This is a genomic window from Cupriavidus sp. SHE, from assembly GCF_000812445.1.
Taxonomy (GTDB): Bacteria; Pseudomonadota; Gammaproteobacteria; order Burkholderiales; family Burkholderiaceae; genus Cupriavidus; species Cupriavidus metallidurans.
Map to the genome: position 1 here is coordinate 60,951 of NZ_JWMB01000002.1, position 15,571 is coordinate 76,521.

Annotated in this window: 13 protein-coding genes; 5 read left to right on the forward strand and 8 right to left on the reverse strand. The window is 64.2% G+C overall.

The features are described from left to right. The first annotated feature begins 39 nt into the window (after positions 1–39). The gene (locus RN01_RS00730; RefSeq protein WP_024568979.1) at positions 40–921 is read left to right on the forward strand and encodes a thiol-disulfide oxidoreductase DCC family protein; all 882 of its coding nucleotides are present in this window, start codon (positions 40–42) and stop codon (positions 919–921) included. Next, positions 918–2,369, forward strand: a complete 1,452-nt coding sequence (locus RN01_RS00735; protein WP_017513620.1) for a TIGR01777 family oxidoreductase — start codon at positions 918–920, stop codon at positions 2,367–2,369. Before RN01_RS00730 ends, RN01_RS00735 begins: the two co-directional genes overlap by 4 nt. A 26-nt stretch (positions 2,370–2,395) precedes the next feature. Here the strand turns inward: RN01_RS00735 and RN01_RS00740 are convergent, their stop codons facing one another. Then, positions 2,396–2,881 (reverse strand): VOC family protein, encoded by a 486-nt coding sequence (locus RN01_RS00740; protein WP_017513619.1) that lies wholly within the window; start codon positions 2,879–2,881, stop codon positions 2,396–2,398. A gap of 205 nt (positions 2,882–3,086) precedes the next feature. On the opposite strand from RN01_RS00740, the gene RN01_RS00745 reads away from it, so the two are divergent. Both RN01_RS00745 and RN01_RS00750 read left to right on the forward strand, forming a co-directional pair. Further along, the gene (locus RN01_RS00745; RefSeq protein WP_017513618.1) at positions 3,087–3,326 is read left to right on the forward strand and encodes a DUF2789 domain-containing protein; all 240 of its coding nucleotides are present in this window, start codon (positions 3,087–3,089) and stop codon (positions 3,324–3,326) included. Between the two features lie 70 nt (positions 3,327–3,396). Then, positions 3,397–4,215 (forward strand): class I SAM-dependent methyltransferase, encoded by an 819-nt coding sequence (locus tag RN01_RS00750; protein ID WP_024568980.1) that lies wholly within the window; start codon positions 3,397–3,399, stop codon positions 4,213–4,215. Positions 4,216–4,241: 26 nt separating this feature from the next. Here the strand turns inward: RN01_RS00750 and RN01_RS00755 are convergent, their stop codons facing one another. Together RN01_RS00755 and RN01_RS00760 are read right to left on the reverse strand one after the other, a co-directional pair. Then, entirely contained in the window at positions 4,242–5,102 is an 861-nt protein-coding gene (locus RN01_RS00755; RefSeq protein ID WP_029699506.1) for a sigma-70 family RNA polymerase sigma factor, read from the reverse strand. Next, positions 5,102–5,572: a carboxymuconolactone decarboxylase family protein gene (locus RN01_RS00760; RefSeq protein ID WP_017516021.1), complete on the reverse strand. Its 471-nt coding sequence runs from the start codon at positions 5,570–5,572 to the stop codon at positions 5,102–5,104. The genes RN01_RS00755 and RN01_RS00760 overlap by 1 nt, the downstream gene beginning before the upstream one ends. Positions 5,573–5,719: 147 nt before the next feature. Between RN01_RS00760 and RN01_RS00765 the strand changes: the two genes are divergently transcribed. Then, positions 5,720–6,250, forward strand: a complete 531-nt coding sequence (locus RN01_RS00765) for an AAA family ATPase (RefSeq protein ID WP_024568982.1) — start codon at positions 5,720–5,722, stop codon at positions 6,248–6,250. A gap of 21 nt (positions 6,251–6,271) precedes the next feature. Here the strand turns inward: RN01_RS00765 and RN01_RS00770 are convergent, their stop codons facing one another. The 5 genes from RN01_RS00770 to RN01_RS00790 form a co-directional block, all read right to left on the reverse strand. Further along, positions 6,272–8,086: a tannase/feruloyl esterase family alpha/beta hydrolase gene (locus tag RN01_RS00770; protein WP_024568983.1), complete on the reverse strand. Its 1,815-nt coding sequence runs from the start codon at positions 8,084–8,086 to the stop codon at positions 6,272–6,274. Positions 8,087–8,382: 296 nt separating this feature from the next. Beyond that, positions 8,383–9,399, reverse strand: a complete 1,017-nt coding sequence (locus tag RN01_RS00775; protein ID WP_017511497.1) for a diguanylate cyclase — start codon at positions 9,397–9,399, stop codon at positions 8,383–8,385. A 217-nt stretch (positions 9,400–9,616) separates the two neighbouring features. After that, positions 9,617–12,742, reverse strand: coding sequence for an efflux RND transporter permease subunit (locus RN01_RS00780; RefSeq protein ID WP_024568984.1), 3,126 nt, complete (start codon positions 12,740–12,742; stop codon positions 9,617–9,619). Positions 12,743–12,755: 13 nt separating this feature from the next. After that, positions 12,756–13,955, reverse strand: coding sequence for an efflux RND transporter periplasmic adaptor subunit (locus RN01_RS00785; RefSeq protein WP_051068949.1), 1,200 nt, complete (start codon positions 13,953–13,955; stop codon positions 12,756–12,758). 1 nt (position 13,956) lies between these two features. Then, positions 13,957–15,294, reverse strand: a complete 1,338-nt coding sequence (locus RN01_RS00790; RefSeq protein WP_051068950.1) for a TolC family protein — start codon at positions 15,292–15,294, stop codon at positions 13,957–13,959. Positions 15,295–15,571: the final 277 nt, after the last annotated feature.

The following is a 15,571-nucleotide window of genomic DNA, read 5'->3' on the forward strand; positions in this document are numbered from 1 at the left end:
ATGAGCGGATGCGTTGAACGACAAATGGAGGGCGACCAGATGAACGCGCTGGTTCTTTACTTCGATGGCAAATGCCCGTTCTGCACCGCCGAGATGCGGCGCCTGAGCGAATGGGACACACAACACCGGCTGGCTTTTGTCGACATCGCGCAAGAGGGTTTCGATTGCGCGCCGCTGAACGTGGATCTCGCCGCACTGAACCGCGAGCTGCATGGCCGCACGTCCGATGGCCGCCTGCTCGTCGGCATCGACTGCATGATCGCGGCCTACACGCTGGCTGGGCATGGCTGGCTGGTGTTGCCGTTGCGGGTACCTGGGCTGCGTCGTGTACTCGCGAGCCTGTACCGCGCATTTGCAGGCAATCGCTACACGCTTTCACGCTGGCTGGGCTACGGCACCGCAACGGCCTGTGACGGCGATACCTGTGGCACTGACAATCCGTTCATCCACGACAAAGGACCAACCGATGCGGCTGAGGACCGTCCCTCTCGGCGAGATACCCGCCAATTGGCGGTTCGCTGGATGTACGCGGCTGCCATCGCGCATCTGCTTGTCGGCGCCGCCATGCCGTGGGCGGCAGACGCAACGCTCTTTGATACGTACCACCGCATCGTCGAGCAATCGTTCTGGTCGGGCGCGGCGCCCGCGCAGGCCAGAGCGCAGCAGGTCTGGTGGATCGCGCTGTTTGGCGCCACCCTGCAATGCTCGGCGATATGGATGCTGGCGCTGGTGCATCTGGGCAACCGAACGCGACACCGGATGGCATGGGGGTGGTTGCTGGTCGGCCTGCTGGTCTGGGCGCCGCAAGACTTGTTGATCTCGCTGCAAGCGCACGTCTGGCCGCATGTGGTGGTCGACGCGGTAGCACTGCTCTCGATGCTTCCACCATTACTCTATTTGTGGCGAAAGGACGCAGCATGAACACCACCTTGCCGGCCCTGGACTGGGCCATCAATCTCCTGATCGTGCAGGCGCTGATGGGCGCCTTCGACACGCTCTACCACCACGAGCTGACACAAGGCCTGCCACACAGCCCCCGCGCGCGGCGAGAGCTGTCCATCCACGCCATCCGCGCCGTGCTGTACGGCGTGCTGTTTGCGTCGATGGCTAATCTCAAGTTCTTTGGCATCTGGACATTCGCCATCGCCGGCCTCGTGGTGGTGGAAATATGGCTGACGCTCTGGGATTTCGTCGTGGAGGATCGAAGCCGCAAGCTTCCGGCCACCGAGCGCGTGCTTCACACGCTGCTGGCCATCAATGGCGGCGCGCTGTTTGGCTTGTACGCGGTTCAGCTTGTCGAGTGGTTCCAGGCACCCACGAGACTGGCAATCGCCAGCTTCGGCTGGCGCGGCTGGCTGTTAAGCCTCGCCGCCGCAGGGGTGACGGTGTCTGGCATTCGCGATGGACTCGCCGCGAGACGCATGAGTCGTCGCGGCGCAGCCATCAATCCCTTCGCCGGGCAATCACACCTGAGCGTTCTGGTGACGGGCGGCACCGGATTCATCGGTGAGGCGCTCGTCACCCAACTGCTCGATGCCGGCCATACCGTCACGCTACTGGCACGCGACCCGCTGCGCGCGGCATATCAGTTCGCCGGCCGCGCCCGCAGCGTGACGACCCTCGATTCATTGCACGCACAGGAACGGTTTGACGCGGTAATCAATCTGGCCGGCGCACCAGTACTGGGGCCGCGCTGGAGCCAGCGGCGGCGGGCGCAGTTGCTGGCCAGCCGCGTCGGTGTCACGCAAGCGCTGACACGCTGGGCCAGTCATGCCACGCACAAGCCTGCCATCTGGATCCAGGCCTCCGCCATCGGCTTCTACGGCGCACGCGATGCCGATCAACTGCTGGACGAGCACAGCGCGCCCGGGGGCGGCTTTATGTCCGAGCTATGCCAGCGATGGGAAGAATCCGCCGAGCCACTGCGTGACTACGGCCTCCGCATGGTCGTGCTACGGCTCGGCGTGGTTTTCGGACCCGGTGGCGCCCTCCTACCCATGATGCTGCCTCACTACTTCGGCCTGGGTGGGCGACTGGGAGACGGCAGGCAGGTGATGAGCTGGATTCATCGCGAGGATCTGCTGCGTATCCTCGCGCGGGCGTTGTCGGACCCGGGCATGAGCGGCGTCTACAACGCGACGGCGCCGGGCTGCCTGACACAAGCAGAGTTCGCTCATACCGTCGGCAAGGTGCTTCGCCGGCCTGTGTGGTTCCATCTGCCCGCGGCGCCACTCCGGTGGGCAGCGGGCGAGATGAGTGAATTGCTACTTGCAGGTCAGCGGGTGATCCCGGCGCGGCTGCAACGGGAGGGCTTCGCGTTTCGCTTTCCTGCCGCCGAATCGGCACTGCGCGATCTGACCGGGGATTGAGCTTCGCCCCGGCACTAGCTCCGGAATTAGCTTCGGCCCGCCCGTGCCGCCTCGATCGCGGCGATATCGATCTTGCCCATGGTCATCATGGCATCGAATGCCCGTTTGGCCGCCGCGCGATCGGAGTCCGTGATTGCAGCCAGGAGCGCGCGCGGCGTGATCTGCCAGCACAATCCCCACCGGTCCTTGCACCAGCCACACGCGCTTTCCTGGCCACCGTCGCTGACGATTGCGTTCCAAAGCCGGTCGGTCTCAGCCTGATCGTCAGTGGCGATCTGAAACGAGAACGCCTCGCTGTGCTTGAAATGCGGGCCGCCATTGAGACCGACACAGGGAATGCCCGCCACGGTGAATTCCACCGTCAGGACATCGCCCTGCTTGCCATCGGGATAGTCGCCAGGTGCGCGGAATACGGCGCCGACGGCGCTGTCGGGGAAGGTCTTGGCATAGAAAGTCGCGGCGTCAAGCGCATCGCCGTCGTACCACAGACAGATCGTGTTCTTGCTGGACATCTCGTACCTCCTGAAACGTCAGGCACCGGCGTCCACAAGCCCGGTGCCGTTCTCGGGAAACGACAATGTCTCACAGTATGAGGACGGACGCAGGTATTGATGACACCACCGCGCACGAAAGGAGAAGTCAGCCAGTTCGCTGCTTTGGCTGCTATCTTGTAGGGAGTGCCTTGCCCAGATCCAACTGATCAACCGGAGATTCCCCATGGATGCCCCGTTTCACCAGTTCTCCGAACTCTTCGCGCAGCTCGGATTGCCATCGGACGAGAGCGATATCCGCGCATTCATTGCGAAGCATTCGCCGCTTCCGCAGAACGTCGAACTTTGGGACGCTTCATTCTGGACACCCGCCCAGGCATCCCTGCTGCGCGACGAGATCGCCGAGGATGCGGACTGGGCGGAAGCGGTGGACCAGTTGAACCTGGCGCTACGCGCCCCGGCTTAGTTCGCTTCAAAAAGCTGGATCGACCATCCCCCCGGCACGCAACGCCGGGGGCAGGGACAAGAGGCGAGCCATGACATCGCATGGAACAGACACGGTCTTCGCAGGCTCCGTTCCGGAGTTGTACGACACGCTGATGGTCCCGTTGATCTTCGAACCATACGCGGCGGACCTCGCCGCGCGTGCCGCAGCACTTGCGCCGACACACGTGCTTGAGGTTGCTGCGGGGACTGGCGCGCTGACACGGCGGCTGGCGAGTGCCCTGCCCGATGGCACGTCGATCGTGGCCACCGACCTCAACCGACCGATGCTGGATCGCGCCGCCGCCATCGGCACCTCGCGGCCGCTGACGTGGCAGCAGGCCGACGCCATGCAGCTACCCTTCTCCGACGCAAGTTTCGATCTGGTGATCTGCCAGTTCGGGGCGATGTTCTTTCCCGAGAAGCACAAGGCTTTCGCCGAAGCACGCCGTGTGATGAAGCCCGGGGGCGTGCTGCTCTTCAACGTGTGGGATCGCATCGAGGAAAACGCGTTCGCGCATACGGTAACGCAAACGCTGACCGGCATGTTTCCGGACAAGCCGCCTGTGTTTCTCCCGCGCACGCCTCATGGTTATCACGACCCGGCGGTCGTGGCGGCCGACTTGAGGCTCGGCGGCTTTTCCGAAGCCTCCACATGCGCAACCGTCGCCGCCGAAAGCCGTGCCGTGGACGCCAACACGCCTGCCATCGCCTTCTGCCAGGGAACGCCGCTACGCGGCGAACTGGAGGCATTCGGCCCCGATGCGCTGGTGAATGCCACGCTCGCCTGTGCAAAGGCGCTGACGAGGGAGTTCGGCCCCGGTCCGGTTAGCGGGAAGATTCAGGCGCACGTGTTCAGCGCCAGGGCTTGATCGTCATGCGTTGACGGCGCGGGCTGCTAGTGCAGATGCCGCAGCTTGTCCGGGTTGCGCACCACATAGATCGCCGCGATCTTGCCGTCCTCGATCTCTAGCGCCGTCGTCTGCAGTTCGCCGTCGGATTCGCGCGTAACGATGCCCGGCAACCCGTTGATGAAAGCCGCGCGGATAAAAGTCGAGCCGTTCTTCAGGAAGTATTTCGACAGTTGTTCATGCACACGCATCACCTCGTCGAAGCCGAACACCGGATGGCCAATCGCGGGGCGCTGGCCGCCGCCGTCCGCATGCAGGCTCACATCGGCCGCCAGCATCGTGCTGAGCGTGCCCATGTCTCCGCTGCGTGAGGCGTCGAAGAATGCCTTTGCGAGTGCCAGGCCCCGCTCCTTCTCGACCTGAAAACGGGGGCGGGATTCCCTCACATTGGCACGCGCCCGCGCCGCGAGCTGCCGGCACGCGGCCGGCTCGCGCTGGATCGTCGCCGCCACCTCATCGAACGCGAGGCCGAACACGTCGTGCAGCAGGAACGCCGCGCGCTCGAGAGGCGAGAGGCGTTCGAGCGCCAGCATCAGCGGCAGCGTGACGTCGTCCTGCTCCTCTTCCTCGACGACCGGGTCGGGCAGCCATGGACCGATGTAGGTTTCGCGCTGGTGACGCGCCGATTTCAGCTCGTCGAGGCACATCCGCATCACCATGCGCCGCAGGAACGCCTCGGGCACGCGCACCTCGGCGCGCTCGGCGTTCATCCAGCGGATGAACGCTTCCTGCACCACGTCCTCCGCATCCGCGACCGAACCGAGCATCCGGTACGCGACGCGGATCAGCTTGTGCCGCAGCGGCTCGAAGCTCGCCGCGGCTTCCGAAAGGCCGGCGTCCGCCACCATCACACGGTTGCCTTGGCCGCGGCCTTGGCAGCCGCCGGATCGACCCAGAGACCGAATCCGACCGCGAGCCGGTTCCAGCCGTTGATCACGTTGATCATGAGCGTAAGCTTCACCTGCTCCTCCTCGGTAAAGTATTCCCTGAGCGTCGCGCTGGCACGGTCGAACGTGTGCCCTTCGGACAAGCGGGTCATGGCTTCGGTCCAGCCCAGTGCCGCGCGCTCGCGATCGGTGTAGCAAGGCGCCTCTCGCCAGGCAGACAGCAGATAGAGGCGCTGTTCCGTCTCCCCGCGTTCGCGTGCCTGGGTCGTGTGCATGTTAATGCAGTTTGCGCATCCGTTGATCTGCGACGCGCGGACTTCAACCAGCGAGACCAGGCTCGGCTCAAGGCCCCCGGCTATGGCAATGGATGTGCCCATCCAGGACTTCATCTGGACGGGAGCGGCGGCGAATGGGTCGAGTCTTGCAGTCATGGTTTCATCTCCTTGTGTGGGTGACGATGACATGACGAACGAGCCCCCCTTGCTTGTGACATCGAAGCGAAAAATATTTGCGAGCGAGGCCGAAAAGTGCGCCTTGCTACAATCGAACGCCCACCTCCCCCCCACAGTACGACCGGCATGAAGATCCTGATTACCGGCGCAGCAGGCTCCGGCACGTCGACCCTGGCCAACGCCATCGCCGAAGCGACCCAGACGCACGCTCTCGAAACGGATGACTACTTCTGGCGCCCCACCAACCCGCCGTATCAGGTGAAATTCGAACCCGAGGAACGCTGTGCCCGGCTGCTGAAGGATCTGCGCGCGCGCCCCGAATCCGTCGTGGCGGGAGCGGTGATGGAGTGGGGGGAAGCGCTGGAACACGCCTTCGACCTGGTGGTCTTTCTGTATGTACCGACGCCGATCCGCCTGGCGCGGCTCAAGCTGCGCGAAGAACGCCGCTTCGGCAAGACCGATCCGGAATTTCTCGAGTGGGCCGCCCAATACGATGCAGGCACCGCCGAAGGCCGTAGCCTGGAGAAGCATCGGCAGTGGCTGCAGAATCTGCGTTGTCCGGTACTGTATCTGGAGGGGGATGGGACCGTCGAAGCCAGGCTGCAGAGCGTGCTGGCGGCCCGGAATGCGATCATCGAGGGCGCCGGCCCCAAATAGGTCCGGCGCCCCCCCGCACGCTCAAGGCGCCGCCACCCCCTGAACCTTCGCGGTGTAAGGTGTATAGAAGCTCGATCCCGCCCATGCCGCCGTCGCGACGTTGTACAGCGGACCGCCGCTGACGTAGTTCGCGCCGTCATGCCAGTCGCCGGAACCCTTGTACATGGCTACCGCCGGATACGGATAGACCGGGCGCGACGCCGTGACATTGCTGGACGCGTCCGTCTGGTACGTCATGACGCTGCTGGGCCCCGTGCCCTGCTCCACCCAGGCCGTGATCCGCGATACCAGGTCGATGTTCGGATTGCCCTCCCCACCGCCGCAATGGCCCACGCCAGGCACCAGGTACAGCCGCGCGAATGCATCCACGGCCGACGTGCCCATCGTGTTCTGCATGGCTTCGTAGTAAGCGATCGTGAACAGCGGCGAGATGTGCTGGTCCGCCCAGCCATGCCACAGGATCAGCTTGCCGCCGGCATTCTGGAAGGCCGACAGATCAGGATTGGTGGCATCGTTGAGTGGATGATTGGCGGCCAGGTAGTCGGTATAGAAGTTGCCATCGTGATAGCCGAACGTATTGATGTTCGGCATGGTCGGCGAGCCCGTGAAGATCAGGTTGTAAGCGCCCGTCACGATCATGTTGCTGAACAGGCTGGTCACCGGCGCCGGCGCATCGGTCGAGTTCGAATTCGGCACCTCCACGCCGATCCAGTTTGCCTCGGACCCGAACTGCGGCGAGCCCGCGAGCATCCGCTTGCCGGTGGTGGTGTCCGTCGGGCCGCTGTAGATCCGGCTTGCCGTGGTGACTTCGGCTGCTGTCAGACAATTGCTGGTGTCCGTCGCGCCAGCCGCGCACTGGATCGAAACCGGATTGAAGTTGCACGCACGCGGATCCGCGAGCAGGCCGTCTGGCGCGCCGCTGGTTCCACCACAGGCCGCGACCACGGCTTTGTGCAGTACCTTTGCCTTGTCCGCATACAGCACGACGTTGCCGGTGTTATCGCCGGTCGTGCTGTTCGACACTACGCTCCAGCCGTGATACAGCGAGTTCTGCGTCTGGAAATGGGCTGCCGGGGCGCCAGCGACGATCCCGTTGTAGTCGTTGGGATAACGCTGCGCGGCCATCAGCGCTTCGCGTCCACCATCCGAGCAACCCACGAAATACGAGTACTTCTGCGCCTGCCCATAGTAGGACTTGATCAGCTTCTTCGCCGCAAGCGTCGTGATGTGCTGGCCGCGATAGGCAAAGTCAGCCTGCTTCTGCGTATCCGATGACCACGTCGCATCCGAACCGGTATGTCCCATATCGGTCGCCGCCGTGACGAACCCGCCCTGCTGCACCAGCGGGCAGTTGTAGCTGAAGCTGAACGAGCTTTGCTTGGTCGGATCGCTCACGTTGCCGCACAAGCCGCCGCATCCGAGTTCGGCGAACCGTTGCGTCCAGGTACTGACCGGAAGCGCCACTGCGAAAGTGTTCGACGGCGCCAGCGTTCCCTTCACCGTGCAGAGCTGAACAGTGGCGCCGTTGATGGTCGCGGTGGTGATCGTCGCCGAGGCGATCTTGCTGCCGGCGCCGCCGATATCCGTGATGTCGACCGAGGCCAGTTGCGAGCAGTCGACGACCGGCGCCACAACCTGCAACGTGGTGGCCGTGGTGGTGGAGCCGGTGCTCGTCGAGGAGGAGCCCGAAGACGTGCTGGTGGTGGTACTGGAACTGCCATCGCCACCACAACCGGCGAGACTGACAGCCGCCACGCAAATGGTGAACGACGTAAGGAATGAAGTGGCGCCCAAATAGGCGTGCGCAAACAGCCCGGAACGATGCCGAGAGCTCATGGATATCTCCTGGAACGGTCTTCTCTAGTGGATTGGAATGGAAGAGCCTTTGCGCCTCCTCAACGTCAGAGGGGGAGCAGGTTCGCTGGCAGGCGCAGCGTGCTTCATCGCTCCATACGCGCGGCGATGTCGTGGGGCGCAACTACATGCCAACGGCACGAAGCTTGCGCCGACGACGCGCGCGCGGGGTTCCAAACTGGCTGGCAGCCCGTTGCTGTCTGCTTATTGGATGCTCCGGGCGTTGCGCCCGGAGCATCGGGCCGGACGCGTGTCAGCGCCGGTCATCGCTGAAGCGGTCACCCACCGTTTGAGCCGGATTGCTTGCGTTGCCGCTTCTCGCGGTACATGGCGGCGTCCGCCAGTTCCAGCGCCTGTTCGACGGAGACGGGCCTGACGGCCACCACACCGGCGCTCACGCCAGCGTAGTCGATCGTGACGTCGGCAAGCGTGTAGACACCGCGAGTTGCCGCCAACGCACGCTTCTGCAATTGGTCGGCCAGGCTATGCGCCTGCGTTGCAGACGCCGGACCGGGCGCCACCAGTGCAAACTCGTCGCCACCCACGCGGGCCAGCATGTCGGTGTCTCGCACAATGCCGGAAAGGCGCTTTGAACATTCGCTCAGGAACTGGTCTCCGACCACATGTCCATATGAGTCGTTGATGCGCTTGAAGTCATCGAGATCGAGGATGCCGACGATGACGTGGGATTCGTCCCCGGTTGCGCGCGCCAGCAGCCTGCCAAGCTCGCCGTGGAGCGCCCGTCTGTTGGGCAGACCCGTCAGGGCGTCGGTCAGCGCGAAGTTCGCGAGGTATTCGTTCGACTGTCTTAGCTCCTCGAGCAATCGTTCTCGTTCGATATGGTGTCCGATCAGCTTCGAGAAGATGTTCAAGGCGCTGAACGCCTGCGGCCCCAGCGGTTGGCTGCGCTTGCTCGCCCCGCACAACGTACCAATGATCTCCCCATCGCTCGCGCGAATGGGGGCACTGGCGTATGTCTCGATGCCAAGCGCCCTCGCGGCCTGTGAATCCCCCCAGATCTCGCTCGCGTTCGACGTGAAGCGGCGACCTTCCTCCAGGCAACGCTTGCAGAGGGTGTCGGACCATGGCACGGACAGCCCCTCGGGGATCACAAGTTCGCCCGCGTTCCTGACAAAGTCGACGGACTGCAAACCCGCCTCTTCATCGATCGACGTCAGGTACAGGGACTCAAGGCCGGTGATCAGTTCCAGCATCTCCAGCAGCGGTCTCGTGAGTTGCTCCAGACTCTCGGCCGTGGCAACGGACGCCGAAAGCCGTTCAAGGATCAACTCCATGGGTTTTGTCTCCTCTTCCATGCTGTGCTTTCGCTCCATAACATACCGAACAGGCGCTTGCCAGCCAACTCGGCTGAGTGAGGAATCATATCGTTTTACTGGACGATTTCCTCGTTGCTATCGACAGGCGGGAAGCCAAATCGTCCTTCCGCCGAGTCAAGCTATGGCCCATAAAAAAACCGGGGCCAGAGCCCCGGTTTTTTCTACGTCCCGACTGTCAGCTTGCTACATGCTCAGGCAACCGGCCGTCATCCCTGCCGCTCGTGTCCGGCTCGTCCGGCCATGAGCGGCCAACCATCCATTCGTAGAGCGTGGGCAGCACGATCAGCGTCAGCAGCGTGGCCGTAATCAGGCCACCGATGATCACGATCGCCAGCGGCCGCTGCGTTTCCGAGCCAATGGCGCGCGAGATCGCCATCGGGAACAAGCCCAGCATGGCCAGCATCGCGGTCATCAACACGGTGCGCAGACGATCCATCGAGCCGGTCAGCACGGCCTGGCGTACTGGCATGCCTTCGTCGCGCAACTGGTTGAAGTAGGTCACCATCACCACGCCGTTCAGCACGGCCTGCCCGAACAGCGCGATGAAGCCGATTGCCGCCGAGACCGACAGCGGAATGCCGGTCAGGAACAGCGCGAACACACCACCAATCAGCGCGAACGGAATGTTCGAGATGATCAGCGCCGCGCTCTTGAACGACTGGAACGCGTTGAACAGCAGCAGGAAGATCAGCAGCACCGACAGCGGCACCACGATCGACAGGCGCGCCATCGCGCGTTCCTGGTTCTCGAACTCGCCCGACCAACTGATCTTGACGTCCTCGGCATTGACGTTCTTCTTCACCAGCTCCTGCATGTCCTTCACCACGCTACCCATGTCGCGGTCGTGGATGAAGATACCGATCGACGTGGTGCGCTGGCCGTTCTCGCGGCTGATGTTCATCGCACCCGAAGCGGCGCGGAACGTCACCAGCTGCGACAACGGCACCTGCGCGCCATCGGCGGTCTGCATGAAGATGTTCGGCAGGTTCGGCAGTTCGCGCTCGCCCGGCTTCAGGCGCACTACCACGCTGAAGTGCTTCTCGCCTTCCCACAGCTCCGTCGCGGCCTTGCCGCCGAGCGCGCTTTCCATCAGGTCCTGCACGTCAGCCACGTTGATGCCGTAGCGGGCAGCCTGGGCGCGATCGAAATCAAGCACGTACTGCGGCAGCTCGCCGTCACGGTCGATAAACGCGCGCATCACGCCGCGTACCGACTGCACGTTGGCCAGGATCTGATCCGCCACCTTCTTGTTGTGCTCGAGGCTGTCGCTCTGCACCTTGATCACGATCTGGCCCTTGATCTGCGAGATGCTTTCCAGGATGTTGTCGCGCACCGGCTGCGAGAAGTTAGGCTCGATGCCCGGCATCTTGCGCAGGTTGCGGTTGATTTCCTCGATGATCTTGCGCTTGTCGAAGCCAGCGCGCCATGCCTTGTCGCTCTTCAGGTCGACGAGGATTTCCACGGTGTTGATCAACTTCGGATCGGTACCGTCGTCGGGACGGCCCACCTTGGAGATCGTCGTGTTGACCTCAGGCGTGGTGCGAATCACGTTGCGCAGCAGACGCGCCTGATCGCGTGCCTCGTCCAGCGACACCGAGGCCGGCAAGTCGAAGCTGACCCACATCGAGCCTTCGTCGAGTTCGGGCAGGAATTCGCTGCCCAGGAACTTGCCCACGCCGACGGTGGCCACCAGCAGGCCCACGGCGATGGCCACGACCTTCTTCTTGTTCTCGAGCGCCCACGCCAGCATCGGCTCATAGAGGCGCTTGCACTGGCGCACCACGAAGTTGTCCTCGTGCGCGATGTTCTTCCTGAGCAGCAGGTGGCACAGCAGTGGCACCACGGTCAGCGAGACGATCAGCGAGCCGACCAGCGCGCCCGTCACCGTGTACGCCATCGGCGCGAAGATCTTTCCTTCGTGGCGTTGCAGCGTGAAGATCGGGATGTGCGCGGCGATGATGATGATCATCGAGAACACGGTCGGACGCCCCACCTCGGTGGTGGCCTGAAGGATCGCGTGCATCCGCGCCTTGTTGTCCTTGATCTGCTGTTCCTTGAGTTCGCCCAGCCGCTTGAAGATGTTCTCGACGACGATCACTGCGCCGTCGACGATGATGCCGAAGTCCATCGCCCCCAGCGACAGCAGGTTAGCCGGAATGCCCACCCAGGTCAGGCCGATGAACGTCGACAGCAGCGCCAGCGGGATCACCAGCGCCACGATCGCCGCCGCGCGCACGTTGGCCAGGAACAGGTACAGCACGGCCATCACCAGCAGCGCGCCCTCGACCAGGTTGCCGAACACCGTGTGCAGCGTCTTGTCGATCAGCGTAGAGCGGTCGTAGTACGGCACCAGCTTCACGCCCTTCGGCAGAATCTGGTCGTCGAGCAGTTCGATCTTCTTCTTCAGCGCCTCGAGCACGATCGACGGGTTCTCGCCCTTGCGCATCACCACGATGCCCGAGACGATGTCGTCCTCGTCGTCCTGGCCCATCAGGCCCTGCGGCGGCGCGGCGCCGATCTTGACCTCGGCGATGTCCTTGACCAGGATCGGCGTGCCGTTGTTCTCAGCCACCACCACGTTGGCGATGTCGGCCGAGCTACGGAAGCTGCCCAGCGAACGCAGCAGGTACTGCTGGCGTCCATGCGCCACCGAGCCGCCGCCGGCGTTCGAATTGCCTCGCTGAAGCGCCGTGAACAGTTGCGACAGCGAGATCTTGCTGTCGCGCATGCGGCCCAGATTCGGGTTCACCTCGTACTGCTTGATCGAGCCGCCGATCGTGACCACGTCGGCCACGCCCGGCACCTGACGCAGGTTCTTCTCCACCACCCAGTCCTGCAGCGTGCGCAGTTCCTGCGGCGTGTAGCCCTTGCCGCTCAGGCGGAAGCGATAGATCTCACCGATGGCGGTGGACAGCGGCGCCAGTTCCGGCTGCACGCCGTCGGGCAGGTCAACGCTACGCAGCCGTTCGATGATCTGCTGGCGCGCGATGATGTCGGTGGCCTTGTCATTGAAGGTCACCATCATGAACGACAGGCCGAACTGCGTGTGCGAGAACACACGCACCGAATTCGGCGTACCCGCCAGCGCGGTTTCGATCGGAATCGTGACCTGGCGCTCCACTTCCTCGGCGGCCCGGCCCGGGTACAGCGTGATCACATTGACCTGGATGTCCGAGACGTCTGGGAACGCTTCGATCGGCAGGTTCTTGAAGGCGGCCAGGCCGCCCGCAATGAAAATGATCAGGCCAAGCCAGACGAACAGCTTCTGGTGCAGCGCGAAATTGACGATACGTGAAATCATGTGGCTGCCGTCCTTAATGCTTGGCAGCCGCACGCGCGGCATTCACCGCGGTGGCGTCGCGCAGGATGTCCTGCAGATAGAGATTGCCGTCGGTGATCACCACGTCGCCCTCTTTCAGGCCTTCCACCACCTCGGTCGTGCCCGGAATCGTCACGCCGAGCTTGACCTCGCGGCGCTCGAACCTGTTGGGCGTAGTGCGCACGAACACATAGTTCTTGTTGTCGGCCAGGAACACGGCCTTCGACGGCACCGAGATCCCCTGGAACGACGCGGCCTGCATCTTCGCCGTAACGAACATCTCGGCCTTCAGGCGGCGGTCGGCGTTCGGCACGGACAGACGCACCTTGACGCTGCGCGACGACGGATCAACATAATCCGCGATCTTGACCACGGTGCCCGTGAACGTCTCGCCGGGGTAAGCGGCGCTGGCAAGCTGCACGGTCACGCCGGGCCTGAAGTGGCCAAGGTCCGCCTCGGTGGCATCGATCTGTGCCCACAGCGTGGTGGGATCGGTGATCAGGTACAGCGGCGCGGTGGGCGGCTGGTCGGGACGCAGTTCCATCCCCGGATTGATATTGCGCTCGACCACCAGGCCGTCGATCGGGCTGCGCAGCGCAAAACGCTGGTTTACGCCGTCACTACCGGAAGCGCCGTACATGCGCAGCGCTGCCTGCGTGCGCTGCTGGTCAGCCGCGGCGCGCGCGTTGTCCGCCTGGGCCTGCTCCAGATCCTTCTGGGCGATGACCCCGGCCTCGTACAGCTCGCGCTGGCGCGCCAGCGCCTTCGACGCCACGGCGCTATCCGCGGACGCCTTGCGGGCATCGGCTTGTGCCGAGCCAAAATCGGGCGACGTCAGCATCGCCAGCGGCTGGCCGGCCTTCACGGTGGCGCCGGGCTGCACCAGAATCTCCATCACGCGGCCGGCGAACGGCGAAGCCACGCGCACCGTCTTGTCCTCGTTCCAGACCAGACGGCCGGGCATGCTCAGCATGCGATCGCCACCGCTCTTGACCGGCTGGCCGACGACGCCGGGCAGCGACCTGACGCTCGCCGGGTACTCGATGACCTGACCAGCCACCTTCGGCTCGTCGTCGTTCTCAGGCGCTTCCTTCTTGCCGCAGGCGCCCAGCGTCAGGACGCACAGTGACAGCACGGCCGCCAGACGCGCGGCGCCGGCACGGGTGAAGCGGGAATCGCGGGAGATGAGCGGCATATCAGGGATGCGATGCATCGGTTCGAACCTGGGGAAGCTTGTTGATATCGGAAGTGGTGGCCTGCAGGGCGGCGCGGTACGCGGCCATGGCCTTGGCGAAGTTGCCCTGCACGTCGACGGCGTCCAGGCGCGTCTGACGCAGCGCGCGGCGCGCGTCGAGCAGGTCGAGCACGCCGGTGGCACCCTTCGTATAGGCGAATTCGGCGCTCTGCGCGACGGTTTCCGCGGCCGGCAGCACGGCGGTCTGCATCTGCTGCAGCGACGCGCGCGCCAATTCGAGCTGGCTGCGCAGCCGTTCGATGTCGTTCTGCGCGGCCAGCAGGATACGGTTGCGGTCGTCGAGCGCGGCGTAGTAGTCCACCTCGGCGCGGCGCGCTTCACCGCCGAAGCTGTGGCGCACGAACAGCGGAATCGAAATGAACACGCCGTAGCTGTTGCCGCTGCCGGTGGTATTGGCCTCGGAAACCGGATAGTGCTCGTACTGGGCGCCGACGGTCACGTCGGGCACACGGCCGGCACGCGCCAGGTCACGCGCCGAGGCGGCGGCGGCCAGCCGGGCTTCGGCGGCCGTCACATCCGGGCGGCGCTGCAGCACCTCGGGATCGACTGGCGGCACCGGGGCATCGAGCGCAGGCCAGTCCGGCACGAGCCGGTTGTCCAACAGCGTGCCCGGAAGACCGATCGTGCCAGCCAGTGCTGCCTTGCTGGTGGCATAGTCCGACTGGGCGGAGCGCAGGTCACTCTGGGCCCGCAGCGTTTCGAGCTGGAGCTTGGTCACATCGGCGCGTGCCACGTCACCAGCCTTGAGCCGGGCCTCGTTCGCTTGCTGAGTCTTGCCATAGAGACCGACGGTTTCGGTCAGCACCTCTACCCGGCTCTGACTGGCTACCGCGTCGTACCACGCCTGTTCCACGGCGCTGACCTGCTGGGCCACCACGGCCTGCGTCTGCTCGCCGGCGGCGGCGCTGGCCTTGCGGGCCGCGTCGGTACGCAGGTTGCCCTTGTTGGCGGTCTCGATGACCTGGTCGACGCGCACGGTCGAGTCCACGGTCTTGCTGCGCCAGTTGCCGGCGCCCACGCCAAGATGCGGGTTGATATTGGCCACCCCCAGGCTCAGGACCGGGTTCGGGCGTTGGGAGGCAATCTGGATGTCGGCCTGGCTGGCTTCCTCGCCGCGACGGGCCGAGATGATGTCGCGGTTGCAGCGCAGCGCGTCAAGACGTGCCTGCGCCAGGGTCAGCGCGGCCTTTGCCGGAGGCGGCATGCAGGGGCCATCCGGAGGCATGGGTCCGCTGGCGGCTTGCCCGGCCGAGGCGGCAATGGAGCCCACGGAGGCCATGGCCAGCAACGTCGCCACGGCGACTCGGGAAACATAAGAATGCACGGTCAGTCTGGCTCGTTTCGACTTGATCGGAAGTTAACGATCATGTCCGCCAAACGGTGCACCGGGAAGACAGCTTTATTGTCTTAAGCCCAGGACATTCATCTTCGTGTTCTCCCGCAAAGCGTGCATGATCTCGCGCGCCTATTCAGCCTGAACTTCATTACAAATACCTTTCATGCCGATGGCAAACCGGCAGGTTTTGCAGTAATCCCACGCTCAGGGAAAACACGCA